This window comes from Ensifer sp. R-19 (genome assembly GCF_049905105.1).
Taxonomy (GTDB): Bacteria; Pseudomonadota; Alphaproteobacteria; order Rhizobiales; family Rhizobiaceae; genus Ensifer.
On the sequence record NZ_CP184571.1, the window covers coordinates 663471 to 688760 of the forward strand.

General features: G+C 58.7%; 26 protein-coding genes and 4 pseudogenes. 19 read left to right on the plus strand and 11 right to left on the minus strand.

From position 1 onward, the window contains the following. Positions 1 to 115 precede the first annotated feature (115 nt). Together ACN9MO_RS33755 and ACN9MO_RS33760 are read left to right on the plus strand one after the other, a co-directional pair. On the plus strand, positions 116 to 445 hold the full coding sequence (locus ACN9MO_RS33755; protein WP_112997101.1) for a nuclear transport factor 2 family protein: 330 nt from the start codon (positions 116 to 118) through the stop codon (positions 443 to 445). Continuing rightward, positions 442 to 1221 carry an SDR family oxidoreductase gene (locus ACN9MO_RS33760; RefSeq protein WP_057248435.1) on the plus strand — a complete coding sequence of 260 codons (780 nt, stop codon included), beginning with the start codon at positions 442 to 444 and terminating at the stop codon, positions 1219 to 1221. The genes ACN9MO_RS33755 and ACN9MO_RS33760 overlap by 4 nt, the downstream gene beginning before the upstream one ends. Positions 1222 to 1250: 29 nt before the next feature. Here the strand turns inward: ACN9MO_RS33760 and ACN9MO_RS33765 are convergent, their stop codons facing one another. Further along, positions 1251 to 1718 (minus strand): MarR family winged helix-turn-helix transcriptional regulator, encoded by a 468-nt coding sequence (locus ACN9MO_RS33765; RefSeq protein WP_057248434.1) that lies wholly within the window; start codon positions 1716 to 1718, stop codon positions 1251 to 1253. Positions 1719 to 1862: 144 nt separating this feature from the next. On the opposite strand from ACN9MO_RS33765, the gene ACN9MO_RS33770 reads away from it, so the two are divergent. The 3 genes from ACN9MO_RS33770 to ACN9MO_RS33780 all read left to right on the plus strand — a co-directional run bounded on the left by ACN9MO_RS33770 (position 1863) and on the right by ACN9MO_RS33780 (position 6746). After that, the gene (locus tag ACN9MO_RS33770; RefSeq protein ID WP_057248433.1) at positions 1863 to 2660 is read left to right on the plus strand and encodes an alpha/beta fold hydrolase; all 798 of its coding nucleotides are present in this window, start codon (positions 1863 to 1865) and stop codon (positions 2658 to 2660) included. A 214-nt stretch (positions 2661 to 2874) separates the two neighbouring features. Next, positions 2875 to 4485, plus strand: coding sequence for a GMC family oxidoreductase (locus tag ACN9MO_RS33775; RefSeq protein WP_425989391.1), 1611 nt, complete (start codon positions 2875 to 2877; stop codon positions 4483 to 4485). A gap of 530 nt (positions 4486 to 5015) precedes the next feature. After that, positions 5016 to 6746, plus strand: coding sequence for an adenylate/guanylate cyclase domain-containing protein (locus ACN9MO_RS33780; RefSeq protein WP_057248431.1), 1731 nt, complete (start codon positions 5016 to 5018; stop codon positions 6744 to 6746). 1043 nt (positions 6747 to 7789) lie between these two features. On the opposite strand, the pseudogene ACN9MO_RS33785 reads toward ACN9MO_RS33780, so the two are convergent. Continuing rightward, positions 7790 to 8077: pseudogene (locus ACN9MO_RS33785) on the minus strand (transposase); the annotation flags it as partial. A 312-nt stretch (positions 8078 to 8389) separates the two neighbouring features. Then, positions 8390 to 9289 carry a LysR family transcriptional regulator gene (locus ACN9MO_RS33790; protein WP_057248477.1) on the minus strand — a complete coding sequence of 300 codons (900 nt, stop codon included), beginning with the start codon at positions 9287 to 9289 and terminating at the stop codon, positions 8390 to 8392. A gap of 107 nt (positions 9290 to 9396) precedes the next feature. On the opposite strand from ACN9MO_RS33790, the gene ACN9MO_RS33795 reads away from it, so the two are divergent. The 5 genes from ACN9MO_RS33795 to ACN9MO_RS33815 all read left to right on the plus strand — a co-directional run bounded on the left by ACN9MO_RS33795 (position 9397) and on the right by ACN9MO_RS33815 (position 12423). Next, positions 9397 to 10137, plus strand: a complete 741-nt coding sequence (locus tag ACN9MO_RS33795) for an SDR family oxidoreductase (protein WP_057248429.1) — start codon at positions 9397 to 9399, stop codon at positions 10135 to 10137. A gap of 109 nt (positions 10138 to 10246) precedes the next feature. Beyond that, positions 10247 to 11146: an SDR family oxidoreductase gene (locus tag ACN9MO_RS33800; protein ID WP_057248428.1), complete on the plus strand. Its 900-nt coding sequence runs from the start codon at positions 10247 to 10249 to the stop codon at positions 11144 to 11146. A 114-nt stretch (positions 11147 to 11260) separates the two neighbouring features. Beyond that, positions 11261 to 11755, plus strand: a complete 495-nt coding sequence (locus tag ACN9MO_RS33805) for a DUF1097 domain-containing protein (protein WP_057248427.1) — start codon at positions 11261 to 11263, stop codon at positions 11753 to 11755. A gap of 73 nt (positions 11756 to 11828) precedes the next feature. Next, positions 11829 to 12098 carry a hypothetical protein gene (locus ACN9MO_RS33810; protein ID WP_057248426.1) on the plus strand — a complete coding sequence of 90 codons (270 nt, stop codon included), beginning with the start codon at positions 11829 to 11831 and terminating at the stop codon, positions 12096 to 12098. 163 nt (positions 12099 to 12261) lie between these two features. Further along, complete coding sequence (locus ACN9MO_RS33815; RefSeq protein ID WP_176707576.1) at positions 12262 to 12423, plus strand: Thivi_2564 family membrane protein; 162 nt, start codon at positions 12262 to 12264, stop codon at positions 12421 to 12423. 200 nt (positions 12424 to 12623) lie between these two features. Here ACN9MO_RS33815 and ACN9MO_RS33820 read toward each other — a convergent pair. Both ACN9MO_RS33820 and ACN9MO_RS33825 read right to left on the minus strand, forming a co-directional pair. After that, positions 12624 to 12833 (minus strand): annotated as a pseudogene (locus ACN9MO_RS33820) (leucine zipper domain-containing protein); the annotation flags it as partial. 84 nt (positions 12834 to 12917) lie between these two features. Beyond that, positions 12918 to 13286, minus strand: coding sequence for a hypothetical protein (locus ACN9MO_RS33825; RefSeq protein ID WP_425988793.1), 369 nt, complete (start codon positions 13284 to 13286; stop codon positions 12918 to 12920). A 197-nt stretch (positions 13287 to 13483) separates the two neighbouring features. Here ACN9MO_RS33825 and ACN9MO_RS33830 point away from each other — a divergent pair, with 197 nt between their 5' ends. The 6 genes from ACN9MO_RS33830 to ACN9MO_RS33855 all read left to right on the plus strand — a co-directional run bounded on the left by ACN9MO_RS33830 (position 13484) and on the right by ACN9MO_RS33855 (position 18020). Further along, positions 13484 to 13879 (plus strand): hypothetical protein, encoded by a 396-nt coding sequence (locus tag ACN9MO_RS33830; protein ID WP_425988796.1) that lies wholly within the window; start codon positions 13484 to 13486, stop codon positions 13877 to 13879. Positions 13880 to 13984: 105 nt separating this feature from the next. Next, positions 13985 to 14134, plus strand: coding sequence for a hypothetical protein (locus ACN9MO_RS33835; RefSeq protein ID WP_327078044.1), 150 nt, complete (start codon positions 13985 to 13987; stop codon positions 14132 to 14134). Positions 14135 to 14485: 351 nt separating this feature from the next. Next, positions 14486 to 14776: a DUF1488 domain-containing protein gene (locus ACN9MO_RS33840; RefSeq protein WP_425989394.1), complete on the plus strand. Its 291-nt coding sequence runs from the start codon at positions 14486 to 14488 to the stop codon at positions 14774 to 14776. After that, positions 14770 to 15582 carry a transglutaminase-like domain-containing protein gene (locus ACN9MO_RS33845; protein ID WP_192495043.1) on the plus strand — a complete coding sequence of 271 codons (813 nt, stop codon included), beginning with the start codon at positions 14770 to 14772 and terminating at the stop codon, positions 15580 to 15582. Before ACN9MO_RS33840 ends, ACN9MO_RS33845 begins: the two co-directional genes overlap by 7 nt. 51 nt (positions 15583 to 15633) lie before the next feature. Beyond that, positions 15634 to 16947, plus strand: a complete 1314-nt coding sequence (gene nhaA, locus ACN9MO_RS33850; protein ID WP_112997092.1) for a Na+/H+ antiporter NhaA — start codon at positions 15634 to 15636, stop codon at positions 16945 to 16947. A gap of 497 nt (positions 16948 to 17444) precedes the next feature. After that, positions 17445 to 18020 carry a DUF1003 domain-containing protein gene (locus tag ACN9MO_RS33855; protein ID WP_057248422.1) on the plus strand — a complete coding sequence of 192 codons (576 nt, stop codon included), beginning with the start codon at positions 17445 to 17447 and terminating at the stop codon, positions 18018 to 18020. Between the two features lie 461 nt (positions 18021 to 18481). Here the strand turns inward: ACN9MO_RS33855 and ACN9MO_RS33860 are convergent, their stop codons facing one another. From ACN9MO_RS33860 to ACN9MO_RS33870, 3 genes are all read right to left on the minus strand, one after another. Beyond that, positions 18482 to 20260, minus strand: a complete 1779-nt coding sequence (locus ACN9MO_RS33860; protein WP_425988801.1) for an SLC13 family permease — start codon at positions 20258 to 20260, stop codon at positions 18482 to 18484. Between the two features lie 160 nt (positions 20261 to 20420). Further along, positions 20421 to 20543 (minus strand): hypothetical protein, encoded by a 123-nt coding sequence (locus ACN9MO_RS33865; protein WP_113737019.1) that lies wholly within the window; start codon positions 20541 to 20543, stop codon positions 20421 to 20423. Positions 20544 to 20601: 58 nt separating this feature from the next. Then, entirely contained in the window at positions 20602 to 20943 is a 342-nt protein-coding gene (locus ACN9MO_RS33870; RefSeq protein WP_425989397.1) for a hypothetical protein, read from the minus strand. A gap of 516 nt (positions 20944 to 21459) precedes the next feature. Here ACN9MO_RS33870 and ACN9MO_RS33875 point away from each other — a divergent pair. From ACN9MO_RS33875 to ACN9MO_RS33885, 3 genes and pseudogenes are all read left to right on the plus strand, one after another. Continuing rightward, positions 21460 to 21741 (plus strand): hypothetical protein, encoded by a 282-nt coding sequence (locus ACN9MO_RS33875; protein WP_057248420.1) that lies wholly within the window; start codon positions 21460 to 21462, stop codon positions 21739 to 21741. A 38-nt stretch (positions 21742 to 21779) separates the two neighbouring features. Continuing rightward, positions 21780 to 21976: pseudogene (locus ACN9MO_RS33880) on the plus strand (hypothetical protein). 49 nt (positions 21977 to 22025) lie between these two features. Next, positions 22026 to 22286 carry a hypothetical protein gene (locus tag ACN9MO_RS33885; RefSeq protein ID WP_057248419.1) on the plus strand — a complete coding sequence of 87 codons (261 nt, stop codon included), beginning with the start codon at positions 22026 to 22028 and terminating at the stop codon, positions 22284 to 22286. Positions 22287 to 22557: 271 nt separating this feature from the next. Here the strand turns inward: ACN9MO_RS33885 and ACN9MO_RS33890 are convergent, their stop codons facing one another. From ACN9MO_RS33890 to groL, 3 genes and pseudogenes are all read right to left on the minus strand, one after another. Beyond that, positions 22558 to 23295 carry an NYN domain-containing protein gene (locus ACN9MO_RS33890; RefSeq protein WP_425988805.1) on the minus strand — a complete coding sequence of 246 codons (738 nt, stop codon included), beginning with the start codon at positions 23293 to 23295 and terminating at the stop codon, positions 22558 to 22560. Between the two features lie 92 nt (positions 23296 to 23387). After that, a pseudogene (locus tag ACN9MO_RS33895) lies at positions 23388 to 23620 on the minus strand (hypothetical protein); the annotation flags it as partial. Between the two features lie 9 nt (positions 23621 to 23629). Then, positions 23630 to 25264, minus strand: coding sequence for a chaperonin GroEL (gene groL, locus ACN9MO_RS33900; protein ID WP_057248416.1), 1635 nt, complete (start codon positions 25262 to 25264; stop codon positions 23630 to 23632). Positions 25265 to 25290: the final 26 nt, after the last annotated feature.

The following is a 25290-nucleotide window of genomic DNA, read 5'->3' on the forward strand; positions in this document are numbered from 1 at the left end:
CATCCTTCTTTATCCTAGTTATCGTGTCAACCATCTTGCCCTAGGTTGTCCTTGTCGACCTCCAAAGGGGGCGAGGCCCCTAGCCGGCAAGGCTGGAAATTGATGGAGGACCAAAATGACAATCAAACTACCCAAGGGCATCGAAGCCTATTTCGACGCCGACCGGGACGGCAGCCCCGACGCTATTGCTGCCACCTTCACCGAAAACGGCATCGTGAAGGATAAGGGCAAGACCCACAGGGGCCGTGATGCCATTCGCAAGTGGATGGCAGAGGCTTCGCAGGAATACAGCTACACGGTAGCGCCCTTCTTCATCGCCACTGAAAACGGGAAAACCCAGGTGACGGCCCATGCGGTCGGCACGTTCCCAGGCAGCCCGATCGATCTGCGCTTCTTCTTCGTCCTCGTGGGCGACAAGGTCGCCGAACTGGAGATCACCGTATGACCCCGTTCCTCACCTTGCAGGGGCGTCGCGCCCTGATCACCGGCGGCACTTCGGGCGCCGGAGCCGCAACCGTGGCCCTCTTCAAGGAGCTTGGCGCCCGTGTGCTGACCACCGCACGCACCAAGCCGGCAGATTTCTCCGGTGCGGCATTCGTTGAAGCCGACCTGACCACCACGACGGGGGTACAAACCGTCGTTGACGCGGTGCATCGGGAGCTCGGCGGCCTCGATATTCTTGTGAACGTACTGGGCGGCTCGTCAGCTCCATCAGGCGGCTTTGCTGCGCTCATCGACGAGGAATGGGACAAGGAGTTCAACCTCAACTTCTTTCCGGCGGTCAGGCTCGATCGTGCTCTGATCCCTGGCATGGTCGCTCAGGGAAGTGGTGTCGTCATCCACGTCACCTCGATCCAGAGAAATCTTCCGCTACCGGAGGCGACGACCGGCTACGCTTCAGCCAAGGCGGCCCTCAACACCTACAGCAAGAGCATCTCCAAAGAGGTCTCTCCGAAGGGAGTACGGGTGGTGCGGGTTTCTCCCGGCTGGATCGCAAGCCCGGGGTCCAATGGTCTGGCCCTGCGCATAGCTGAGCAAGCCGGTATCAGCTACGATGACGCGGTGCAGGTCATCATGAACTCGCTCGGCGGCATACCGCTGGGACGACCGGCCGCGCCGGAGGAGGTCGCTGATCTGATCGCGTTCCTTGCCTCGGATCGAGCAACGTCGATTACGGGAACAGAGCATGTGATCGACGGTGGGACTGTTCCGACCGCTTGAGCATCTAGGCCCTCTACCGCCATTGCAGGTCAGGCGGGTGCGTCCCACCCGCCGATCTGGGAGTAAATCGCGTCACGAAGATACCGCACGTCGCGGTTCAAGGCAGCGAGTTGCGGTGGTGTTTGGGTCGAGGCTGCAAGCAGGGTATCGCTGAGGCAGCCTGCCCTGTGCTGCAAGGCACGACCCTGGTCTGTCAGCCCAACCAGTACCTGCCGTTCGTTGTTCAGGTTGCGTGTCCGACTTAAGTGTCCGGCTGTTTCAAGACGCTTTAAAAGCGGGGTGAGCGTGCTGGATTCCAGAGCAAGTCGGTCGGCAATTGAAACTACGGTCTGCTCGTCTTGAGCCCAGAGGACGTTCAGGACGAGATATTGGGGATATGTCAGCCCAAGTTCGTCGAGAAAGGGCTTGTATGCGCGCTGAATAGCAATGCCGGCGGTGTAGATCGCATAGCAAAGTTGGTCGGGCAGAGGCGGGGGATCGTTATAGCGTTGGGTCATTTTGAACTCCTGTACTCATTCATATAATCGAAAATATCACGAAAACCAATATCGCGATAAGAATCATGTTGACGCGCATCTCAAGATATGAAAGCTGAGAGATATCGCGATAACAATTATCGCATACAGCCAAAGGAGAGATCAATGACACGCAAGTCCATCACCACCGTTTCCGCAATCGCAGCTGCAGCCTCAATGTCGGTTGCGCTACCAGCGGCGAATGCCGCCGACACCATTCCCAAAGATCAATCCGTAAGAAACGTCGTTCTGGTTCACGGCGCGTTTGCGGACGGTTCCGGCTGGAAGGGCGTTTACGACAATCTGACGAAACGCGGTTATCGCGTCACCATCGTGCAAAACCCTCTGACGTCGCTTGCAGACGATGTTGCCGCCACCAGACGTGCGCTTGAGCGGCAAGATGGTCCTGTCATTCTCGTCGGACATTCCTGGGGCGGAACCGTCATCACGGAAGCTGGCATCTATCCGAAGGTTGCGGGCCTCGTCTATGTCTCCGCTCTCTCCCCAGATGTCGGCGAGACATCGGCTCAGCAATACGAAGGATTCGCTCCAGCAGCGGAGTTCGTCATCGAGACGACAAAGGATGGTTTCGGCTATGTCAGCCCGGCAAAGTTTAAGGCTGGGTTCGCTCATGATGTAAGCGATGCCGATGTTGCGTTCATGAGGGACGCACAGGTCCCGATCAACATGTCGGCGTTCGCCACGAAGCTCGAGAATGCAGCTTGGCGCACTAAGCCCAGCTGGGCTGTTATTGCCACCGAGGACAAGGCCTTCGATCAGGCCATGCTGATCCACATGGCTGAGCGCATCAATGCCAAAATCACCAAGGTGTCGGCAAGCCACGCGCTGTTCATGACGCAGCCGGCGGTCATCGCCGATACCATCGATCAGGCCGCCAAGACCGCGTCGGCAAAAAAGCAATGATCGCCTTTGCGTCATCGGGACAGTCCGTACGGTCCCGATGACGCTAAGCAGGGCCTACCGAACACGCGTCCCAGCGACAAAGCGAGAAACCTAGTAGGACGCCAGATCTTGACCGAGATTTAAAGCATCCCTCCTCGGCCGGCGTCTCAGCACTTCGTAAATTCTAATTAAATCCATTCACGGAGATAACCACGTGAAACTGCACCCCCATGACATGCCCTTACCGGCAAATCCGTCCTTTCCACAGAAGCCGGCCGGTGACGTCTTCGACTTCATCGTCTGTGGTGCTGGGTCCAGCGGCTCGGTTGTCGCAGCGCGACTGGCAGAGGATGGAAACGCGAGCGTTCTGCTGCTAGAGGCCGGCGGAAATGATGTACCCGAGACCGTTACGGACCCTGCGCAGTGGCCGCTCAACCTCGGATCAAGCCGGGACTGGGGCTTTGTCGGACAACCGGCACCTGGTCTCGATGGCCGACGACTTCCTCTCAGCATGGGCAAAGGACTTGGCGGCGGTTCGAGCATCAACGTCATGGTGTGGGCGAGGGGACATAAGGAAGATTGGAATCACTTCGCCGCAGAGGCAAGTGATGATGCGTGGGGGTATGAGTCGATCCTCCGCTACTATCGTCGGATAGAAAACTGGCAAGGCACTCCCGACCCGACGCGTCGCGGAGCAGGTGGGCCAGCATATGTGTCGCAGCCTCGGTCTCCACAGCCAGTGGCGGAGGCCCTATTAAACGCGGCGTCAGCCATGGGCGTTCCGGTCTTCGATTCAACGAACGGCGAGATGATGGAAGCCCCCGGAGGCGCATCGATCGCTGAACTCCGCATCCGGGATGGCAAGCGGGAAACCGTGTTTGAATCCTATGTTCGTCCGCTGCTGTCGCGCCCGAACCTGACGGTGATAACCGAAGCGCTTGTTACGCGTCTTGTCTTCGATGGTCAGCGGGTAAGAGGGGTGGAAGCTCTGGTCGATGGTCGGCCGCGTAAGTTCATGGCGCATTGCGAAACGGTGCTGTCACTGGGGGCGATCAACACACCAAAGGTCCTTATGCAGTCCGGTATCGGCCCGGAAGACGAGCTGCAATCTCATGGGATCCCCGTCGTGCAACACTTGCCAGGCGTTGGTCGCAATCATCAGGATCATCTGGCATTCGGCTGCACCTGGGCCTACCGGAAACCGGAAGCAATCGGCGGTAGTGGCTGCGAGGCGAACATCTACTGGAAAAGCGACGCGCGTCTGTCCCAGCCAGACATCCTCCAGTGCCAATTAGAGTTTGCGGTTCCTTCGCCGCCAGACACAGGCCTCGAAACCCCAGAGCACGGCTGGACGATGTTCAACGGTCTTGCACAGCCTAAAAGCCGCGGTCGGCTGCGGCTCTCTGGTCCCGATGTAAACGATCCCGTCCTGATCGAACCGAACTCACTTAGTGAGCCGGAAGACATGGTAGCCGCGTTGGCCGCAGTGGAATTATGCCGCGAACTCGGAAATAGCGATGGCTTCCAACCGTTGGTGAGTCGCGAAACCGCTCCAGGTCCGCGCGACAGATCAGGCATGATCGATTTTATCCGGCGCTCGGCCGTTACCTATTGGCATCAATCTTGCACCGCCAAGATGGGACGCGACACCATGTCGGTGGTCGATAATGAGCTCAAGGTCTATGGTATCGATGGCCTGCGCATCGCGGACTCATCGATCATGCCGCGGATCACTACCGGCAACACGATGGCGCCGTGCGTTGTCATCGGAGAGCGCGCGGCGGATTTAATCCGGGCGGCACATGGTTTGACCATTCACAGCAAACCCGTCGCTCAGTCCGTCTGATTTCAATAAAGAGGAGCTCGGCGCTTCGCTACGCGGATCGCCGAGTTTCACAGTATCAGCCTATAGTTTCGGCTCGCAAACGCTCCCCATTCCCGCTTTATTCACGCGCAGTGAACAGGTCGACGGTTCATATCCTTTCAAGGCGTAGGATAGAGACATCCGGACCGGGCGGCATGTTGCCGGCTTCGCGTTGTAGGAGCGGATGCTGGCCAGTATGATCCGAGCGTCTCAATTGGAGCCGTGAGCGGACCGTCCGCTGCCAGGCCACCACCACGAAAAGCGGACATCAGCGTTCTTACCGCCAGGGTCCGGGTTGGGGCACACAGCAGACCGTCTGGTTCTGGATAGCGACGCAGGGAAAACGAACATGCTGAACACGTTTCGACCTATCACGTGCGGTTGGAATCTGGTCCGGTGCGCCAATCTCCAACGGTCCACTACAAAACCTGGGATCCGGGACACTGCGATGGACATCTCCGGATGATCCCAATACCATATGTACGAGTGAATTTCCTGAGGCACCTACCTCAATGGTCGAAGAACGCGTGCAGCGCCGTCTTGCCGCCATTCTGGCCGCGGACGTGGTCGGCTACAGCCGTCTCATGGAAGCGGACGAGCAAGGAACCCTCAAGGTCCTGAAGGCCCGACGGCGCGATATTCTGGCTCCCCTGATCGCGCGATATAGAGGTCGCTTGGTCAAGGTCATGGGTGACGGCGTTTTAGTCGAGTTCGCCAGTGCGGTCGATGCCGTCCAGTGCGCAGTCGATCTCCAGTATGGCACGGCCGAGGCCAACGATAGTTTGCCGGACTCCCGGCGGGTAATCCTGCGCATCGGCATCAATCTCGGTGATATCATCGTAGATGGTAGCGATCTCTATGGCGACGGCGTCAACGTTGCCGCTCGGCTGGAGGCATTGGGCGAACCTGGAGACATCTGCGTATCGGGCAGCGTTTACGATCAAGTCAAGCGGAAGGTGGAGACCGATTTTGACGACCTAGGCCAGAAGTCGTTGAAGAACATAGCTGAGCCAGTGCGCGTCTACAGGGTGCGGCATTCGGCAATTGCCGACCGGAAAGGCGAACCTGAGCCGTTGCCTCTGCCGTCAGAACCATCGATCGCCGTACTACCTTTCACCAACATGAGCGGCGACGCCGAACAGGATGTGTTCACAGACGGGTTGACTGAAGATCTCATCACCGATCTGTCGCGGAACGCCAGCCTGTTCGTGATCGCCCGCCATTCGACCTTTGCCTACAAGGGAAAGTCGATCGATATCCGGCTGATTGCCCGTGATCTTGGCGTCCGCTATTTGCTGGAAGGCAGCGCCCGCCGCGCTGCCGGTCGTGTGCGCATCAACGTTCAGTTGATCGATGCCATCAGCGGAAATCATCTTTGGGCGGACCGCTTTGACCGCGATCTTGAAGATATTTTCGCTGTGCAGGACGAGGTGACGGCCAGGATCGTCGAGGCTCTGATCGGCCGCCTGGTGACACAGCCGCCCCGTAGCCGGCCAAACAGCATGGAAGCCTATGATCTTTGCGTGCGCGGGCGTGGGCTGATTGGGATTTCGCCGGCGGCGGCGCGCGAATCGCGCGTTCTGTTGCAGCGGGCGATCACTCTCGACCCGGATTATGCGGAGGCGCATCGGCTCCTGGCATTTGATCTCTGGCAGGCTTGGGCGCAGTGGGGCGAGCCAGAAGTACCCAACCGGCTTGTGGCCGTTGCCATAGCTGAAAAAGCGGTGAAGCTCGACCCGAACGAGGCCGGCTGCCGCTTCGTCCTTGGCCACTTGCTGGCATATGAACGGCGCTGGCCCGAGTCGGATGCCGAGTTCGCGACCGCGCTCGAGATTGACCCGAATTACGCCGATGCCTGGGCGGACATGTCGGACTTTTCGGTGTTGAGCGGTAAGCCGGCCACCGCGGTTGAACAGGTCCAAAAGGCGCTCCGCCTGAACCCACATCCCCCCAAATGGTACTATTGGAATCTGGGGTTCGCGCAGTACGCCGCTTGCCAGTATAAGGCGGCAGTCGTCACGCTACGCAATGAGGCTACCTACCAAACAATTTCGCGGCGCGTGCTTGCAGCGAGCCTTGCACAACTGGGACGAACGGACGAGGCCCATCAGGAAGGCGAGCTGTTCATGGCGAGCAATCCACATTTCACAATCAGCCATTGGGTCGCTTCACAGCCCTTTCGAGATCAGGTCACGTGTGACCATTTCGTCGACGGATATCGCAAAGCAGGTCTGCCAGATTGAACGAGAGGTGAGCTCAAAAATCGATAGGGGCAGCGATTACATAGCGGTGCCCAGTTTCATCCTGTCGGGTGCGCCACTCCCTTAAAAGACCGGGCACTGCCGCCGCGAATCGGGAGATGGGTGAGGTCGATGTCAGCCGACAGCGCGGCCTGTCCCAGTGGAACAGCTTCATAGCGGTTCCACCTTTCAGCGCGAACACGTCCGTGCGATAAGTGGCAGTAGGTACACGAGAAGAGTGACCTGCGCGGCTACGGCCCACGGGCCATCAGCGCTCTTCCTATTCGCCTGGGCGAACTCTGGAGGCACCACCTTACGGAAGCGGGGATGTATGTGCCGTAATTCGCCATTACCGACGAAAGCGAGGAGTCCAGCTTTCAATCAGCTCGTCTTCGTCGCCATCTTCGTTAGGTTCGTCATCTTGCCCGTAGAAGACACGAGAATTATGAGTACCTTTCGATACCCACCAAGACCCACCGACTCCTCCGACACAGCCACCTTGGTGAAGCCACCGAGCCAATCCCGAAGGTCTGTCTCGTCGGCGATCCGGTCGCCGCTTCTCACGCGCGCAGGGTCTGAAGCCAGGCGGGCCGTAAGGCGCGTGCCCTTGCGCAGAAAGTCTAGCTTCGGAAGCGCCTTCCCAGGCAAAGCCCTTTGTTCCGCTTTTGGGCGCAGTGTGCCACGTGGTCCAATTGCAGGGTGTCCGCTTTCGGGCGGCCGCCATGATTAGTTCAACGGCTCAAATGGTGAAGGGTTTCGGGTGCCGTCAGGCGTACGAAAGCCTCTCATGCAGGAACCCGCGGTCGGCATTCTCTGAGCTATGGGCTTTTTGTGGATCGGCGCTTCCAGCGGACGGGAGATCGCAGCGACAGTTGTCAGTCCCGGCGGGTCCAGAGTGGTATTTGCCAGGGTTGTTGCCGAGATTTTCGTGGTGACTTGGAGCGCATTTGCCCGGCTGAACTCCATCGCCATAGGCAGTTGCGCAGGCCTTCCCGTTGGCCAGCTCTGCGTTGAGTAGACCATATGAATGGATCTGCCATGCCGGGTCATGACGCACTCTCCCGGTTCGTTGTTGCCTTGTCTGGCGGTCCACGTGGTTGCCGCCAGCGTTTGAATACCTCGATGACGATCATGCGTCCGCCGCAGCAGGGGCATGGCGGGCGGAAGTCATCCGGTTCGCCTGGTGTGCCGTTGTCGGCTGGTGCGGCGACGTGCAGGAGTTCGCGAGCGAGCGCGATGCTGATTTTTCGGGAACTGCCGGCGAGCAGACCGTAATGCCGGATGCGGTGGAAGCCGCGCGGCAGGACATCGAGCAGGAAGCGGCGGATGAACTCATACAACCTGTCCGCGACGCTGCATGTCACGCGTGCCGTCCTGCCTTCGATGATCGCACGGCGCCATGGCGCCTTTCTGATGGTAGTTAGTGGACAGGCTTTAGAAGGTCCGGGTTCATCATGAGTTTTCGGAGGATAAAATTGCCGAGATCCAGGCGGCTCCATTCTTCTCCCTCGCGACCGCGACCGATGATGCCGTCAGTTGTTCATTCAAGGGCGGTGAGCCGGGTTTTGTGAGAGACACCGGTCCCGCAACGTTGGAGTGGTCCGATTACACTCGATCCTTCAACCTGACAGGGCGTGCGGGGCCGACTATTCCTGGAGCCGTGCTTCACGGAAGACGCCGGCTAACCAGTCAATAAACACTCGGACCCGCGGAGACAATTGCCTGTTGCGGGGGTAGTAAAGTGACACTGGCGTAGGTGTGGGTGGAATGTTCGGTAGGACGTGGACCAACGAGCCAGCGTCGAGTTCCATCTGGGCGTGATAGCGCGGAATTTGTATCAGTCCGAGACCCTGTCTGGCTGCGGCAATGAAGCTCTCCGCGGCATTGACCGAAACGATCGTCGGAAGCTGACGATAGATGACTTTGCCGTTCACTGAAAACTCCAAAGGGATCAGTGTGCCGGTCGCTGATGACCGAAACCCAACCATGACATGCCCATCAAGCGCATCGGCGCTTTGCGGCGTACCATATCGCTTCAGATAGTCGGGCGAGGCGCATGTTACCTCTTCCAGCACGGCGACACGTCGTCCGATCATATCTCCGCCCTGTGGCTCACCAACACGCAGAACACAGTCGATGCCTTCGCGAACGAGATCCACAAACCGATCGCCTTCAGTCATGTAAAGTTCGATATCCGGATATGACTTAAAGAAAGAGGGAAGGTTCGGCATGACGAAGTGCCGCGCAAGCGTCCCATGTACATCAACGCGGAGAAGTCCTTTCGGGACCGCTCCTGCAAATGCTCCTTCCGCATCCTCGATGTCATCAAGGATTAAGATGCAGCGCTGGTAATAGGCTTCACCGTCGAGCGTTGAGCTGACATGCCGGGTTGTTCGTTGCAGAAGGCGCACCCCAAGGCGCGCCTCCAATTGTTTGACGGCATCCGTGACGGTGGAGCGTGGAAGCCCAAGATCCTCTGAGGCCGCAGTAAAGCTTTTGCGCTCCACCACACGGCTGAAAATTCGCATCGCATCCAGCCTGTCCATTGTTCGCTGTCCCCGCATAGTATTGGCGGATAATGCATGATTATCCGCAGAACGGATAGTGACATCTTCCTCCTTGTCAACAAGCGCTGAGCGCAAAGGAGAACAAAATGTCCATCACCACGAACCAGGTCGCCATCGTTACCGGCGCATCCCGCGGAATCGGCGCAGCAATTGCTGAGCGCCTTGCAGCCGACGGATTCACGGTTGTCATCAACTATTCGGGCAGTGCAGCGCCTGCTGAGGATCTCGTCCGCAAGATTGAAGCTAAGGGCGGCAAGGCAATCAGCGCCCAGGCTGATGTGTCCGACGCGATTGCAGTGGCTCGCATGTTCGACTCGGCGGAAGCCGCGTTCGGCCACATCGATGTACTCGTCAACAACGCCGGGATCCTGAAGACACTGCCCCTTGCTGAAACCAGCGACGAAGATTTCGACCGCCACTTCGCCATCAACGCCAAGGGCACCTTCAACACGATGCGGGAGGCTGCAAAGCGCCTCCAGAGCGGCGGCCGCATTGTCAACTTCTCTTCGACGACGCTGGCTCTGAACATGCCGGGCTACGCGGTTTACAACGGCACCAAGGCCGCCGTTGAGGCCTTCACCCACGTCTTCGCCAAAGAACTGCGTGGCCGCAACATCACGGTCAATGCTGTGGCTCCCGGCCCCATCGCGACCGAGCTGTTCCTGAACGGCAAGTCCGATGAGCTGGTCGCCCAGTTCGCGAAAATGCCGCCGCTCGAACGCCTCGGCCAACCGGACGACATTGCCAACGTTGTATCTTTCCTCGCCGGCCCTGACGCTGGCTGGGTTAACGGCCAGATCGTTCGCGCCAATGGCGGCGTAGCGTGACCTCGGTCGGTTCCCCAGATTTCAATCAGTGAGCCGGGCGGGTTTGAACACTCGCCCCTCCTTACCGCCCAACATTCCCCCAATCTGACAGATACGAAGGATAGTTCCCATGACTAAGCAAGTTATCGTCATCACCGGTGCCTCCAGCGGTTTCGGTGCCCTCACGGCCCGCGCGCTCGCCAAGGCCGGCCACACTGTCTACGCCGGGATGCGCGCTACCACCGGACGAAACGCCAAGGCCGTTGCCGACGCGGCGGCCTTCGCCAAAGACAACGGCGTCGACCTTCGCTCCGTGGAACTGGACGTCGGCTCCGACGCATCGGTAGAAGCAGGAATTGCCACGATCATCGCAGATGCCGGTCGCCTCGATGTCGTTATGCATAACGCCGGTCATATGTCCTTCGGGCCGGCAGAAGCGTTCACGCCGGAGCAGTTCGCCGAACTCTTCGACATCAACGTTCTGTCCACACAGCGCGTGAACCGCGCCGCACTTCCTCACATGCGCCGCCAAGGCAAGGGTCTGGTCGTTTGGGTCTCCTCTTCGAGCACTCGCGGCGGCACTCCACCGTATTTGTCTCCCTATTTTGCAGCGAAGGCGGCTATGGATTCGCTTGCTGTATCTTACGCAGCCGAGTTGACCCGTTGGGGGATTGAGACATCCATCATCGTTCCGGGTGCGTTTACCAAGGGCACCAATCACTTTGCTCATTCCGGCTCGCCGGCCGACACAGTGCGTGCAGCTGAATACAACGAAGGCCCTTACAAAGGCGTTCCGGAACAGGCTTTGCAAGGTCTTGCAGCGCTTGAGCCCGCCGATGCGGATGCCGGATCGGTGGCTGTCGCAATCGTCGACGTGATCGACATGCCATTCGGCAAGCGGCCCTTCCGTGTTCACGTCGATCCCTCACAGGATGGTGCTGAGATCGTCAATGGCGTTGCCGATCGCGTGCGGGCGGAAATGTTCCGCAACATCGGCCTGCAGGACCTGTTGAAGCCGGCCAATCTGTAAACATCGCAAACATTGAAGCAGTCCCAATCGTTACGGTGGGGCTGCTCCTCCAGATCGCGCACTATCACCTCCCGATTGCGGGTTTCCCACCACCGATGAAAACTGGAAAACGAGATGACTGACAAATCGAAAAACAAACCCATCCTGACGACCCTGAGATTCCATGCCATTACGCTAATCGCCGCCGTAGTTGCCGCGTTCGTGGCCACGTCTTCAGCAAGCCTTGGGTGGCCGGTTTGGGCAATGTTTATGGGATGGGTCGCGTTCTACACGCGTGGGCACTCTGCAAAGGACGCCTTCTGCAGCTATCTTTGCCTGGCGGCCGGAATAGCCATGGGAGTGGCAGCCGTGCTGGCAGTAGGAATGTTAGTCCCCGCGACTGGGCCATTGGCTTTCGGGATTGTCGTGTTCGTCGTTGCGATGATTGTTGTATCGCTGCGAGTGGCCGCTCCACTCAACAACATTCCAGCCTACTTCCTCGGCTTGATCACCTTCTTTGCAGCGCATCTCGAACCAGGTCTCCTCGCAGTCGCCGAACTCCTATCCGTCAGTGGTCTCGGTTCCGTTGCGGCCTGGTGGGCATCCCGCCTTCAGCGGCAGGTGGCGTAAAGGAACATTCCTCGCGTCCGGTCGCCGGCTGATTGGAGGCGAGGTCTCTCATCAAAATAGAGGATGTCGTGAAATGCATACCATCAAAGTCATTGCGGCGGGGCTCTTTGTTTGCGCCGGCATAATGCTGCTTTCCAAACTGTGGACGACAACAAAACCTTTGACGGGTGCAGCATTAAGCGTCTTCCTGGCCATCTGGTTGATCATTTCTGTCGTCAATCTTTGGATCGGTGTCTACCGTGCCGGCTATTCGATCGCAGAGGAACTTCCGATCTTCGCTCTCGCGTTTTCCGTTCCCGCCATCGCAAGTCTGTTTGCCGCCTGGTTTCTGATAGATAATTAGACCTCCGGGGACGGCGAAGGGTACGGCACCAACCTGGAGCTGAACGAACCTTTGTCGACGTGGCCTCGATGCCGCCGCGTCCATGCCGCTCTTCCCTTTATAGAACTCAGCCATATTTACACCTTCACTGCCGGAAGGCAGTTCCTTCAAAGGGACCTGGGGCATGTCCATCATAATCAGCATCCTGATCACGGCCCTTGTCATCGCCTTGGTGCTGTACCTCGTGCAAAAACTTCCGATTGACTCGACGATGAAGCAGATGGCTCAGATCGTCGTTGTAGTCGTCGGCATAGTCTTGTTGCTCAGCTCGCTGGACGTATTCTGATCAGTGCACGGGGCTTGCCACTACTCGACTCAGCCGACGCCACCGGCCGGGAGTTGCTCTCAGCCCGCTTTCCCGCCTTTGCGGTGCGGATTGGCGAAGGCGTCAACAAACCTGCGCGCCAGCCGGGGTTGCAAATCGCAAAAGGCTCAATTGTCGAACTGCTGAGCCGGTGCTTGAGACCGAGGTGACGGCAAGCCCTGCTGGCGCGGCATGCGGCCCGGCCGCGACGAGCGGTCCGCCATGCCGGCGCGTCCATCGCACTGGTAGCGCTCGATCCACCGCGCCACAATCTTCGCCGACACGCCGTAGACCTGCGCCGCCTCGGCCTTGGAAAGACGGCCTTCGCTGACCGATCGTGCCATCTCCTCTCGACGCAATGGCGCCGAACGGGCGTTCTTGTGGATGTTCATTCCGACCCTCCGGTGCGTGCTGAAGCCTGGTAACTCCAGTCTCCACGGTCCGCTCCGAACGGACAGCCTCCTGAAAGCTCACAGCTAGAGCAACTCATTCCGGTCCTTGGTCGGTCTTGCCCGCCGCCTTCTGCCCTGCGTGTCATCACCACTCCTGCCTTGAGTTTCGCTGCGCGGCGCGCCGCCTTCATTATCCCATTCTTCAAGCGAAACCCTCCTCCGCGCCGCGGAAGCAGGATCCGGAGTGTCGACGTCAAAACCCGCCACGGATGCTTCGCTGGTGATTGCATCCATGAGATCCGTGTCTGAAATATCCAGATCAGGGAATACGCGCCGCACTGCACCTAGGGCTTCAGACGTCGCAAAAGGCCGGGCTTCTTTCTGACACGCGCTCAGAAAGGCGCCGATCGCCGCGCGCACCTCAGGCGATATCGTTCGGGAGTGCTTTCTCATCATCACCTCCCAGTGCATGAGGCCTCTGAATCTAAACGCCGCCTGCGTCTCATAGTTCCTGGTTCCTGGCGAACTGCTACCGCCGGCGCAGACGGATGGGAGGCCTTCAAGCAGCAAACCGTGCGGATTAAGGGAGTGAATTGTATCCAGTTGAGACCTCTCCTTACTGTCGGCCGAAAACAAAGACGCCGAGGACCTTGTTTAAAGCCCATTTGAGGCCAATGATGAAAGCTACAGATATTCTGCAGCGCAATGGCAACCCGACCCGCCGCGACGCAGCAACACATCTCTTTACCGTCGGTCAAGCCGTTCGGCTGAAGGGCGAGCATCGTGGATCGGCTCTGCCAGCGGACATCTACCACTTCACCTTCATGCGCCCGCCGAGCGACGGTTCGACGCAATACCGCATTCGAAACGACGACGAACGTCATGATCGGGCGACGACGAAGGGCAGGCTCGAACCGGTGTGCATGGCGTCGGCCGATGACGGCGCAACTCTCACCGAAAGGATGTTCGGTCATGGCCAACGGACAGAAACGCAGCCATCGCGAAATCAGAAAGCCGAAGCAGAAAAAGGCTTCGCCCAATCTTGAAAGCCAGTTCGGCAACCAGGTCAGGGCCGCCGCGACCGCCAAAGCATCGTTCGGCAAGGGCAAGCACTGACAATACGACGCTTCTGCAGAACGGAGAGCATGGCGATGAAGATCGTGATTGAGTTCTACCGGATCCGAAATGTGGACGACGCGCATGCGGTCCTCGACCGCGAGAGCGTGGAAGCTGCCGATCTCGACGAGGCGATAGAGTTTGCGCTGGAGCTTTCGAGGACGCTCGACATGCCACAGCCATGACCATCGCCGACGGTGATGGAAGCACGATCCATTCAAGCAGGCTCGGCTCCATCGAAAATCTTGATGAAAGGCCACCATCATGAACGCTCGCCGCAATGAAATTGAAGCCGGGCGACATGCACTTGCGATCAGCATTTGGGAAAATGAAGGTGGGACGTCAGCACCCGAGCTAATGGATCATCAATACGGCCGCCACATTGAAACGGATCGCCCCTGGAGGATCTATCACGTCTCCATAGGCGCACCGGCGCCTGTCGACGACAACCTTCGCTATATAGAGCGGCGGATAAAGCGGATCAGCGTATCGGCACCAACGCGGCCCGCGTCGCGCGAAACAGAGGTTCGCTAATGATGACGCTGTTACTTCCGAATCCGAGCCGCAGCGTCGATGAAAAGCGAAACGCCGTCCGCTTCATCGGCCATGACGGTATGTTCGAGGTGCGGTTCTTCGTCGAGGCCGAGGCGCTCGTGATGGCGGATGCCGAATTGGGCAGGTCGGAAATCTCGGAATCGAAGCTCCTTACTGCTTTCGACGCGTTGCGCCTTTCCATCTACAAAGTCGTACGCAAGGCCTATTCCAGTGGCCGCGATTCCTACACACTGACCGCCGCCGATTTCCGCCAGGATGGATTCAGATGCTGATCCGCTACGGCTATGAGATCACGCTGAACTTCCAACAACCGACCGCGTTGGTATGCCTGCTGTCGGTCCACGAGGATCGCGCGGCCGATATCCGGGTTCCTGAAACGATATTCACCGCCCCCGATGTGCCGACATCGACCTATCGCGATCTCTTCGGCAACCGATGCCGGCGGCTTGTCGCGCCGGCGGGCGACCTGACGATATGGGGCGATGCCACAATCGAGGACGACGGCAAACCGGACAAAGTGCTGCCAGCCGCCCAGGAGCTCCCAGTGCCGGAGTTGCCGGACGATTGCCTCACCTACCTCATGGGCAGCCGCTATTGCGAAACCGACCGTCTCAGTCAGAGCGCTTGGGACATGTTCGGCACGGTCGCGCCCGGTTGGGGTCGTGTGCAAGCGATCTGCGATTTCGTCCACCACCATATCCGCTTCGACTACATGCAAGCCCGGTCGACGCGGACGGCCTTCGAAGTCTTTCATGAGCGCGTTGGTGTCTGCCGCGACTTCGCACATCTTGCGGTCACGCTTTGCCGCTGTCTCAACATTCCCGCGCGCTATATCAACGGTCATCTCGGCGACATCGGCGTCCCGGTCTTCGACCCGATGGATTTCAGTGCCTGGTTCGAGGTCTTCCTGGACGATGGATGGCACACGTTCGATCCGCGCAACAATACGCCGCGTGTCGGCAGGATCGTGGTTGCGCGCGGCCGTGACGCGGCCGATGTCCCCCTCATCAACTCGTTCGGGCCACACGTCCTCAAGTCGTTCCGGGTGTGGACTTATGAGGTGCCGGCCTTGCAATAGCCCGCTGGGAACATTGCCAGTCGCGATCAAAACGCAGGAGCGGTTCACGGCATGAAGGACAGCCTCTCACAGCTTCCCAGGGAACCCGCAGATCGGCTTACTAAGCCATTCATGCGATTCCTCCGCATTGAGGCTACGGCGGGCCTTATTCTGCTGCTCAGCACGCTCTTGGCGCTGGGCCTCGCAAACACAGCTTGGTCGTCGTCGTTCCTCGCCTTATGGGAGATGTCCGCGGGCGTCAGAGTTGGCGACATCGAGACCTATCGTTCTCTGAAGCACTGGATCAACGACGGGCTGATGACGCTCTTTTTCTTCGTCATCGCCCTTGAGCTAAAGCGCGAGCTGGTGCTGGGGGAGCTACGCAATCCGCGAATAGCCGCTCTACCCATCGCCGCCGCTCTCGGGGGAATGGCTGTGCCGGCCGGACTGTTTTCGCTGCTTGTCGGCGGCGGGCCGGGTGCGAGCGGCTGGGGCACTGTGATGTCCACGGATACGGCCTTCGTCATCGGGTGCCTTGCGGTGCTCGGTTCGCGCGTGCCAGGGAGCTTGCGGCTGTTCCTGCTCTCACTTGCGATCTTCGATGACGTCGGCGCCATCCTGATCGTGGCGATCGGCTATGGCGAAGCCTTGAATTGGGTCGCACTCGGAACCGCCGGTCTCGGCCTTGCCGTCGTAGCTGGAATCGCGCGTCTGGGCATCCGCAGCATTCCGGTCTATTTCGCGATAGGTGGCGGCATCTGGCTGGCATTCGACGCATCGGGCGTCCACGCGACGCTCGCCGGAGTGATTCTTGGCTTAATGACGCCGGCGCGGAGGTGGGTAAGCGACACCCGCCTCCATGCGATACTCGACCGGGTGATCGCTCATCCGCCCGGCGACCATTGGAGCCGCGACACCGCGGCACGCAGCGACCTCCATCGGGCAGACGTCGCGACCCGCGAGGCACTGTCGCCGATCGAGCGCCTCGAGATTGCTCTCCATCCCTGGGTCGCATTCATGATCATGCCGTTTTTTGCCCTCTCTAACGCGGGCGTTCCGATAGGAGACGCAAACTTCGACATTCCCCTCACGATCGCAATCTTCGCCGCCTTCGTGGTTGGCAAGCCCGTTGGCATTGTGCTCTTCAGTTTCCTCGCCGTGAAACTGCGCTTTGGGACTCGTCCAGACGAGCTATCGTGGAGTCTGTTGGCAGCCGGAAGCCTGCTGGCCGGGATCGGCTTCACCATGGCTCTGTTCATTGCCGACCTTGCTTTCGAGCCCGAGCTTCTGAACTCCGTCAAGCTCGGCGTTCTCGGCGCTTCCGTCATCTCGGCAGCCCTGGGTCTCCTGGCATTGACCTTGCTGACGTCTCCTGGCAGACGGTAGTCCAGTTCGCTCCGTCGGCGGGCCCCTTGCCGATCTGCGTTCCGGCCGGCCCCACGGCCGTTATGGTCAGGACCCCCACGCCGCAGCAGGATGCCGATCCGCGTTCTATTGTCTGGATCGGCGATTGCCTGCCCTCAACTCGCGATAGACGCGGCGGCTTAGTAGCAGCCCGTCTTCGCGATGTTCGAACAGCCACTGCCCCTCGATCGCGGGAGCATGAGCGCAGTTCATTCGGCTAAACCTCACAGAGTCCGGATTACCTGATTGAAAAGCGTAGTAATATTCCGATTGTGACGTGCTGGTCTGCGCGCCACCTTCCGAACCAGGCTCGGGATCCTTCCTCCTTGCGTGGATCGTCGCCAACCTGACGCAAGAGCTGGGTGGAGTAATGGTTCAAGCTTTGGAGTGACCGTTTTGCATGCGACTGTTGCTCCGTTGCGGAACCAGCGATTTGGTGAAGGCTGCAACTGGTGGGCGCCTGAATCGTGGAGGAAGGTATGTCCAGGGAAACAGAAGAGAACATCGACGAACGGCAAGAGATTGCCGACCGTGCGAGCCGCTATTTGGGAAGGCCGGCCGCGTTGCTTACGGATCGGGAACGCGCGGTTTTTCGACGCCATCTCGCCCGACGCGCAATAACGCGGGACCCGAATCGCTCTTTTGACGAGAAGCTGACGTCCGGGCAACGTTTGGCAGACAAAGTGGCCGAGTTCGGTGGCTCGTGGACCTTCATCATGACTTTCGCGCTAGTACTCGCGCTGTGGGTCGGAGCGAATGTACTTGCAACTACCCGCGCCTTCGATCCTTATCCCTTCATCTTTCTCAATCTCATTCTATCGATGCTGGCAGCCGTTCAAGCACCCGTGATCATGATGAGCCAGAACAGGCACTCAATCAAAGATAGGGTCGATGCGACACACGACTATGAGGTTAACCTGAAGGCGGAAATTGAGATCATGGCGCTGCATGACAAGGTGGATCAGATGCGCGACATTGAACTGAAATCCCTGATTGACAAGCAGCAGCAACAAATCGAGCTGCTGGCAGGACTTCTCATCAATCGCAGCAAATAGGTCGTTGGCGCATGTCACTCAGATAGTCATTCGGACGAATGACAATTCCCTTGGCTACCTTGGGTCGAACAGGTGGACCGCAATCAGCAAGGCCCATGGTTTGAGACATTCGCTAGCCTGCAAAGAACGAACTCACAAGCGCTTCACGGCCCGTCACTTGTCCATGGTCATGGCGAGAAAATGGGAAGCTATCCCGGTGGCTTCTCCTCCGCGCCCCAATTAAGGGCACCGGGTTCCCACCAATCCATCGGTGCCGTACTCCGCATGAATTCAATCTTGTTTCCCGGCGTCGGAAAGCTGAAAATTCGGCGCTCTCGGTCTTATCGTATTTCTATTGGGCGGACACGGCGGCATTGGCGCCTCGGCGTCGTGGCGATCGATCTGCTCATTCTGGTCCCGACGGGCAGACTTTAGGCTGACGCCACGGTGAACCTGAAATCGGAATTGAAACGACGCTTGCACTAAACGGGCGGCCAAAACCACAGGATCAGTGGCACGCCGATTAAGACCACAATGAGCGAGAGCGGCAGCCCCAACTTCCAATAGTCGCCGAAGCGATAGCCGCCGGGGCCCAGCACCAGGGTGTTGCACTGGTGTCCAACAGGCGTGAGAAAGTCACAAGCCGCCCCCACCGCGACTGCCATCAGAAATGCATCCGGATTGTAGCCAAGGCGCTGAGCAAGGGTGACCGCGATCGGGGCGACTACGAGAACGGTGGCTGCATTGTTCAGAAACGGGGTTGCTGCCATTGCGACCACCATGATCATTGCAAGGGCCCCATAGGGGGGCAAGGTGGTAGCAAGTTGAGCAAGGCCTCCGGCGATAAGGTCGGCACCACCGGTCGCACGGATCGACTCGCTGACAGGAATGAGAGCGCCCACCATTATCAGGATGGGCCAATCGACAGCCTCGTAAGCTTCCCGAAGCGAAAGTGAGCCGAGCAGTACCGTCAGCACAGCAGCCGTAAAGAAGGCCGTGGCGACGGGCAACAGGCCGAATGCCGTTAGCACCATGGCACCAGCCAGGACCACCACCGGAATCAGACCTTTTCGGGGATTCCCCAAGCGGATTTCGCGCCCGGCCAACGGAAGAAGACCGAGTTCCATCAACCTGTTCGGGAGAAGCACGAGATCGCCCTTCAAAACGAGAACGTCGCCTGATCTTAACACGATGTCGCGCAATCGATCAGTGAAGCGCTCGCTGCTTCGGCTTACTGCGAGCAGATTGATGTTGAAGCGATCATGCAGCGCCAAACGCTTGACGGTTTGCCCGATCAAGACTGATTTCGGGCCGATCACCGCCTCAATTCCTGCAATTTCCTCGTCGGTTCCCTTCGCTTCCGTGGGGCGGTCGTGCCCCTCCAGTTCCAGACGTGCACGACTGATGCCTCGCTCAAGCGCCTGGGGGTCTCCCTCCAGCAGAACGATATCCCCTTGGCGGAGTTCGACGTCCGGCAGTGGAGTCACGCGCTCGACCCGATTGCGAATGAGGCCAGTGACAAGGACCTCCTCGTCCAACAAGATCGACAGGTGGCTGATCGACTTGCCGATGACGGACGAAGTGGCAGTAACACGCGCCTCTGTCATGTAGTCCTTGATGTTCAGCGCCTTCTCCATTGTCGCGACCGCCTTGCGTTCCTTGGGAAGCAGCCGGTAGCCAAACGCCAGAAAGACTGCTCCCGCTGCGGCAAGCCCTATGCCGACGGGGGTGAAATCGAACATGTTGAATGGGCGGCCCGTCAGTTCCTCGCGCATTCGGGAGACGACGATGTTCGGCGATGTGCCGACGAGGGTCATGAGCCCGCCAAGCAAGGAACCAAACGCCATCGGCATGAGAAAAGACGAGGGGGAAGCTTTCGACCGGCGCGCCATCTGGAATGCGACTGGGATCATCATCGCCAGTGCGCCGATGTTCTTAATGAAGATGGAGAGAACCGAGACAGTCGTCACGAGAATGACAACCTGACCCTGCACAGAGGTCACGCTGGGCGCCACCCGATGGAGCAATGCCTCTAAGACGCCACTGCGCTCAATCGCGGCGCTGACGACAAGCGCGCTGGCTACAATGATGACAATATCGTCCCCGAAGCCGGAGAACGCTGCCTTGTGCGGCACGATACCGGTGAAAACTGCGGCAAGCAGCGCGAGAACTGCAATGAGGTCGTAGCGGAGCCGTCCCCATATGAAAGCGACCATCAGGCTGATCAGAATGGCGAATGCGAACGCCTGAGCCTGTGTCATGGATAAAGTCCCGACCTACTCTTCCCAATGCCAGGTCCATTTTACTCGCCTGGAAGAGCTAATGTCGGGATAACTTACCAGCCTCATTCAACAGCGCGGCACCTCGAAAGTCCGTCCAGGATGTTTTCCAGCTTCGTAGAGCGGATGCACGTATAGACGACTACAGGATGCTTCCGAACAGGACCGAATAGACAATCACAGCAATCGCCAGCGTAAACGCAAGCGATACGGACAGGCGCGTGAAATCGTAGGTACTGAAGCGGGCGGGGATGAAGTTTTTCATTGTGATCTCCTATTTTCCGTTCTGGTTGGTCTACCTATTACGCGGCGTCTGCTGCGCTTCAGGATAGTGAGCGACGGCAGCTCGTGCTGACCTTGCCGAGGATGTCCGCTGGAACTTGGATATCGGTCATAATGGTTGCTACCAGTTCGTCGCGCTTCGCACGATTGTCGTAGCCTTTAAGTGCTGCGAGGTCCGTGCTGCTGGCAGTTGCCATTCGCCCTGCCGCACTTGAACAGATGCCCGCAAGCGCAGCCACTCTGGCCTCGTCGGACGCCTGAGTGCGGGCAGTCGTGGTGGTAATCCATCCTGCATTGAAGCCGATGATCGGCGCGGCGATAAGCCCGACAACTAAACCAATCGCGTAGGGCGTTGTCCGTTCAAGAATTTGATCGAGTGTCATGATTGCATTCCCTCTAATCAGGTGATTATCGGGATCGTTGCGGGCCCGCGCTCCGACCAGGAGCCAATGGTAACCCAGATTTTTTACAGTGCGCTTTAAAAGAATTAATGTAAACAACCAATTAAAATCCTCATTCAAGAATATATTTCAACTAATGATCGTGCATGATCTTGGGCCGAAAACGACAAATTTCGATTTTATCAGCGCTACTATATTTATAAATTCCGAACATTTTTTTTCGCTAAAACAGATTTTCAATCAATAAACATAGTAAAGCCGTTTTCAAGGCATACAGATTTATGATGGTTTTGAGGCCAGCTTGGCTTTTTGCTCCATCAGAGGCAGTAGGCCCGCCAAACTCACCAATCTCGATTCCGCATGTTCAGGTGCGGGGCCGTCGTTACGAGCGTCGTCCGATGAGGCTGTAGCGACGGTAGCTGTTCGCGCTGCTATTGGCGGCAAACGGCCGATCCTGGCTGAATCTCGCCGACGTATGCCACAGAAAAGGAGGGCAGCATGTTTGCCCGGACGAAACATCGAACAGTCCATTTCGACCAACCATTCTGGATGCCAAAGCTCGGTGAGATAGTGGCTCCTGGCGACTACCAAGTCGATGAGGACGAGGAGTTGATCGAAGGCATCTCGTGGCTCGCCTATCGCCGTGTGGCGACCTTTATCACGATACCAGCCACGGCCGCGAACAAGTACCGAATGCGTCTGGTAGCGATTGATCCCGAGGAACTTGAACGCCTCATAGCCGTCGATCGCCACGAAGCCGCAATCTCGCCGTCACCCTAACCGTGACCGCAACGTTAATGCGTCAGCATTGATTCCCGATCGGTCTGTTGGCGCGCCTTAAAGATCGCGCAAATATTTCACCCCGTCCGGCGGAAACGATCACATCATCGCCAAACTCCCCTTCACGGACAACTCGCCTCGGTATCGCATCCGCAATGATGAACTCGGCCAAGAGCGGGTGAGCAACGAAGATAATCTGCGGCCGATTGAACGGGGCATGACGCCCGATAACTGAGCAGCGTCGCCAGTCGTGGCACAGGCGACCGCCGCAAGGAGGGCCGCAGATGAAAAGCAAACACGAAGAACACGCGCTCGTCATCAGCGCATGGGAATCCGAAGGGGGCGCGCCGAACAGATCCGGACAGCTCGATCAGTATGGTCGCCGTTTCGACGGAGACGGAACCTATTCGATCTATCACGTCTTCACGGGAGAGACCGCAGAAATAGGCCCTTGGAAGATGGAGGGGCTCAGCCCTAAAAATGCGGTGCGGGCGCTGCGTATTCTCAATACCCCCAAGCTGGCCGGCGATCGCCTCCACCTGTGAACAAACACCCGTAGCGCTTTTTTTGACGGGAGGCCCCGCGGTACGGCGCGTCCTTAACATACCGTCGGCTGAAGCCCAATTATGTCGGAGATCGCTACTCCATGCTGCAGAGCCCGCTACGGAGCTGATACGGCCGTTTGCACTCCCAGGCGTTAGCGGAAGAATCGATATGTGCATTCTCAGGAATACTTGATCTCTGAACCCGGCGACCGCAACGGCTGATTTTGGCGTCTGGTGCGAATTTAGGTTGGAGGGCGTATGCCTGCAATCGCTACTGGGCCTTGGTTCCTTGCTTCAGGCGAATGCTGACGGGTCTACCCTCCGCCTGCTGGACCTCGAACTTGTTTGTTTTTCGGATGAGGTCGCTGAGCTTTCGAAACCCGAAGGTACGCGGATCAAAGTCTGGTGCCAAGTTGAGCAGTTGCTTGCCAACGGTACCGAGGTTTACCCACCCTTCCTCGGTTTCTTCTTGGGCAAGAATTTTTTTTATCAACGGCACGGCGGCGCTCACCGGTTGCAAAGACTTTGCGGCTGATCCGGCATTCTGTTCGTCTTTCACCGCGCCTGGGAGCAGGTTCTCAGTGTAGATGAATCGGCGGCAGGCCTGCCGGAAGCTCTCCGGAGTCTTTTGTTCGCCAAAGCCAAAAACGTCGATGCCCTGCTCGCGAATACGGGCGGCCAGACGCGTGAAATCGCTGTCGGACGAAACGAGGCAGAAGCCATCAAAACGACCACTATGCAGCAGATCCATGGCGTCGATCACGAGCGTGATATCTGAAGCGTTCTTGCCGGTCGTGTAGGCGAATTGCTGCTGCGGAATGATCGCGTGTTTCGCAAGCACATCCGCCCATGCCTTGGAACGCGTGCCCGAGAAATCGCCGTAAATGCGGCGGACGCTGGCCTCCCCGATCTTTGCCACCTCTTCGAACAACCCGTCGGCGATCTTTGCCGAGTTGTTGTCGGCGTCGATAAGGACCGCAAGGCGTGGTGATCGAGGCTCAGACGGCATGCTTTGCTCCTCTCGTCCAATCGTCTAAGCTTAGCAGCCGCTTCGCCATCGCACTATCCGGCTTTCCAGCCAGCACTCTTGTTCGCCCGCATCAGTGCCATCAGCATTGGGCCGAGCGAGAATTCCCCTCGCCGCGCCGCTGCGCGTGACGTGCCGCCCGTCACCCAGCCGCCCCAGCTGAATCCGATGATCATTGTGGCGACCGCCGTGGCGACGCAGGCCCATACAAGAAACTCTTGGATTGCTGGTAGCTCTCGAAACGCTGGGCGATCGAGACGGTTCTGTTTGGGCTCCGCCGCCCAGCCGTGCTGACCGAACGATCCAGGCACTGTTCTCAGTATCCCATCCCACCCATGCCGCCGTTACCGGCCGGCCGGGCGGATTCTCTTGAGGGAATGTCGGCGATCATCGCTTCGGCAGTGATCAGAAGTGCCGCGATTGAGCCGGCGTCCTGCAAAGCGGTCCGCACGACCTTCGCCGGGTCGACGATGCCCGCTTTGATCATATCGACATAGGTCTCCGTCTGCGCGTCAAAGCCCTGATCGTGATCCCTGCTGTCGGTGAGTTTTCCCACGACGATCGAGCCTTCGACACCGGCGTTCTCGGCGATCTGCCGGATCGGGGTTTCAAGCGCCCTGAGCACGATCGAGATGCCCGCTGTGACGTCCGCATTCGCTCCCGTCAGTCCGACCAGGACCGACCTGGCGCGCAACAGGGCAACACCACCGCCAGGAACAATGCCTTCCTCAGCCGCGGCGCGCGTGGCGTTTAGGGCATCGTCGATGCGGTCCTTCTTTTCCTTGACCTCGATTTCGGTCGCGCCGCCGACGCGGATTACCGCGACGCCGCCGGCGATCTTCGCCAGGCGTTCCTGCAGTTTTTCTTTGTCATAGTCGGAGGTCGTCTCCTCGATCTGTGCCTTGATCTGCTGGATGCGCGCCTGGATGGTCGCTTTATCGCCGGAGCCGTCGATGATCGTGGTGGTGTCCTTCTCGATCAGCACGCGCTTGGCGCGGCCGAGCATGTCGAGCGTAACGTTCTCGAGTTTGATGCCGAGATCCTCGGAGATCATCTGGCCGGCCGTGAGGACGGCAATGTCTTCCAGTATGGCCCTGCGGCGGTCGCCGAAGCCCGGCGCCTTGACGGCAGCGACCTTCAGGCCACCGCGCAGCTTGTTTACGACCAGCGTCGCCAGAACCTCGCCCTCGACATCCTCGGAGAGGATCAGCAACGGTTTGCCGCTCTGCACGATCGCCTCGAGTATCGGCAGCACCGCTTGCAAATTGCCAAGCTTCTTTTCGTGGATGAGGATGTAGGGGTCCTCCAACTCCACGCGCATCTTCTCGGCATTGGTGACGAAATAGGGCGAGAGATAACCGCGGTCGAACTGCATGCCCTCGACAACGTCGAGTTCGGTCTCGGCAGTCTTGGCTTCCTCGACGGTGATGGCGCCTTCATTGCCGACCTTGTCCATCGCCTTGGCGATCATCTCGCCGACTGTCGCGTCGCCATTGGCGGCGATGGTGCCGACTTGCGCAATCTCGCCCGAGGACTTGACCTTCCTGGCCCGCGCTTGGATTTCCTTGACGACAGCAGCGACACCAAGGTCGATGCCACGCTTGAGATCCATGGGGTTCATGCCGGCGGCGACGAGCTTGACACCTTCGCGCAGGATGGAGGCAGCGAGCACAGTCGCCGTCGTGGTGCCGTCACCGGCGAGGTCGTTGGTCTTAGAGGCCACCTCGCGCACCATCTGCGCGCCCATGTTCTCGAACTTGTCGGCCAGCTCGATTTCCTTGGCAACGGCGACGCCGTCCTTGGTGATGCGCGGCGCGCCATAGGCCTTCTCGATGACAACATTGCGGCCCTTGGGACCCAGCGTCACCTTGACGGCGTTGTTGAGCAACTCGACACCGCGCAGCATGCGATCGCGCGCATCCGTGGAGAATTTGATTTCCTTGGCAGACATTATGTTCGTCCAGTTCGGTCGTGAGG

What these genes read in the sequence shown, in the direction of transcription:
- ACN9MO_RS33755 (WP_112997101.1), top strand. Translation starts at nt 116, where the DNA reads ATGACAATCAAACTACCCAAGGGCATCGAAGCCTATTTCGACGCCGAC.
- ACN9MO_RS33760 (WP_057248435.1), top strand. Translation starts at nt 442, where the DNA reads ATGACCCCGTTCCTCACCTTGCAGGGGCGTCGCGCCCTGATCACCGGC.
- ACN9MO_RS33765 (WP_057248434.1), bottom strand. Translation starts at nt 1,718, where the DNA reads ATGACCCAACGCTATAACGATCCCCCGCCTCTGCCCGACCAACTTTGC.
- ACN9MO_RS33770 (WP_057248433.1), top strand. Translation starts at nt 1,863, where the DNA reads ATGACACGCAAGTCCATCACCACCGTTTCCGCAATCGCAGCTGCAGCC.
- ACN9MO_RS33775 (WP_425989391.1), top strand. Translation starts at nt 2,875, where the DNA reads ATGCCCTTACCGGCAAATCCGTCCTTTCCACAGAAGCCGGCCGGTGAC.
- ACN9MO_RS33780 (WP_057248431.1), top strand. Translation starts at nt 5,016, where the DNA reads ATGGTCGAAGAACGCGTGCAGCGCCGTCTTGCCGCCATTCTGGCCGCG.
- ACN9MO_RS33790 (WP_057248477.1), bottom strand. Translation starts at nt 9,289, where the DNA reads ATGGACAGGCTGGATGCGATGCGAATTTTCAGCCGTGTGGTGGAGCGC.
- ACN9MO_RS33795 (WP_057248429.1), top strand. Translation starts at nt 9,397, where the DNA reads ATGTCCATCACCACGAACCAGGTCGCCATCGTTACCGGCGCATCCCGC.
- ACN9MO_RS33800 (WP_057248428.1), top strand. Translation starts at nt 10,247, where the DNA reads ATGACTAAGCAAGTTATCGTCATCACCGGTGCCTCCAGCGGTTTCGGT.
- ACN9MO_RS33805 (WP_057248427.1), top strand. Translation starts at nt 11,261, where the DNA reads ATGACTGACAAATCGAAAAACAAACCCATCCTGACGACCCTGAGATTC.
- ACN9MO_RS33810 (WP_057248426.1), top strand. Translation starts at nt 11,829, where the DNA reads ATGCATACCATCAAAGTCATTGCGGCGGGGCTCTTTGTTTGCGCCGGC.
- ACN9MO_RS33815 (WP_176707576.1), top strand. Translation starts at nt 12,262, where the DNA reads ATGTCCATCATAATCAGCATCCTGATCACGGCCCTTGTCATCGCCTTG.
- ACN9MO_RS33825 (WP_425988793.1), bottom strand. Translation starts at nt 13,286, where the DNA reads ATGAGAAAGCACTCCCGAACGATATCGCCTGAGGTGCGCGCGGCGATC.
- ACN9MO_RS33835 (WP_327078044.1), top strand. Translation starts at nt 13,985, where the DNA reads ATGAAGATCGTGATTGAGTTCTACCGGATCCGAAATGTGGACGACGCG.
- ACN9MO_RS33840 (WP_425989394.1), top strand. Translation starts at nt 14,486, where the DNA reads ATGACGCTGTTACTTCCGAATCCGAGCCGCAGCGTCGATGAAAAGCGA.
- ACN9MO_RS33845 (WP_192495043.1), top strand. Translation starts at nt 14,770, where the DNA reads ATGCTGATCCGCTACGGCTATGAGATCACGCTGAACTTCCAACAACCG.
- nhaA (WP_112997092.1), top strand. Translation starts at nt 15,634, where the DNA reads ATGAAGGACAGCCTCTCACAGCTTCCCAGGGAACCCGCAGATCGGCTT.
- ACN9MO_RS33855 (WP_057248422.1), top strand. Translation starts at nt 17,445, where the DNA reads ATGTCCAGGGAAACAGAAGAGAACATCGACGAACGGCAAGAGATTGCC.
- ACN9MO_RS33860 (WP_425988801.1), bottom strand. Translation starts at nt 20,260, where the DNA reads ATGACACAGGCTCAGGCGTTCGCATTCGCCATTCTGATCAGCCTGATG.
- ACN9MO_RS33865 (WP_113737019.1), bottom strand. Translation starts at nt 20,543, where the DNA reads ATGAAAAACTTCATCCCCGCCCGCTTCAGTACCTACGATTTCACGCGC.
- ACN9MO_RS33870 (WP_425989397.1), bottom strand. Translation starts at nt 20,943, where the DNA reads ATGACACTCGATCAAATTCTTGAACGGACAACGCCCTACGCGATTGGT.
- ACN9MO_RS33875 (WP_057248420.1), top strand. Translation starts at nt 21,460, where the DNA reads ATGTTTGCCCGGACGAAACATCGAACAGTCCATTTCGACCAACCATTC.
- ACN9MO_RS33885 (WP_057248419.1), top strand. Translation starts at nt 22,026, where the DNA reads ATGAAAAGCAAACACGAAGAACACGCGCTCGTCATCAGCGCATGGGAA.
- ACN9MO_RS33890 (WP_425988805.1), bottom strand. Translation starts at nt 23,295, where the DNA reads ATGCCGTCTGAGCCTCGATCACCACGCCTTGCGGTCCTTATCGACGCC.
- groL (WP_057248416.1), bottom strand. Translation starts at nt 25,264, where the DNA reads ATGTCTGCCAAGGAAATCAAATTCTCCACGGATGCGCGCGATCGCATG.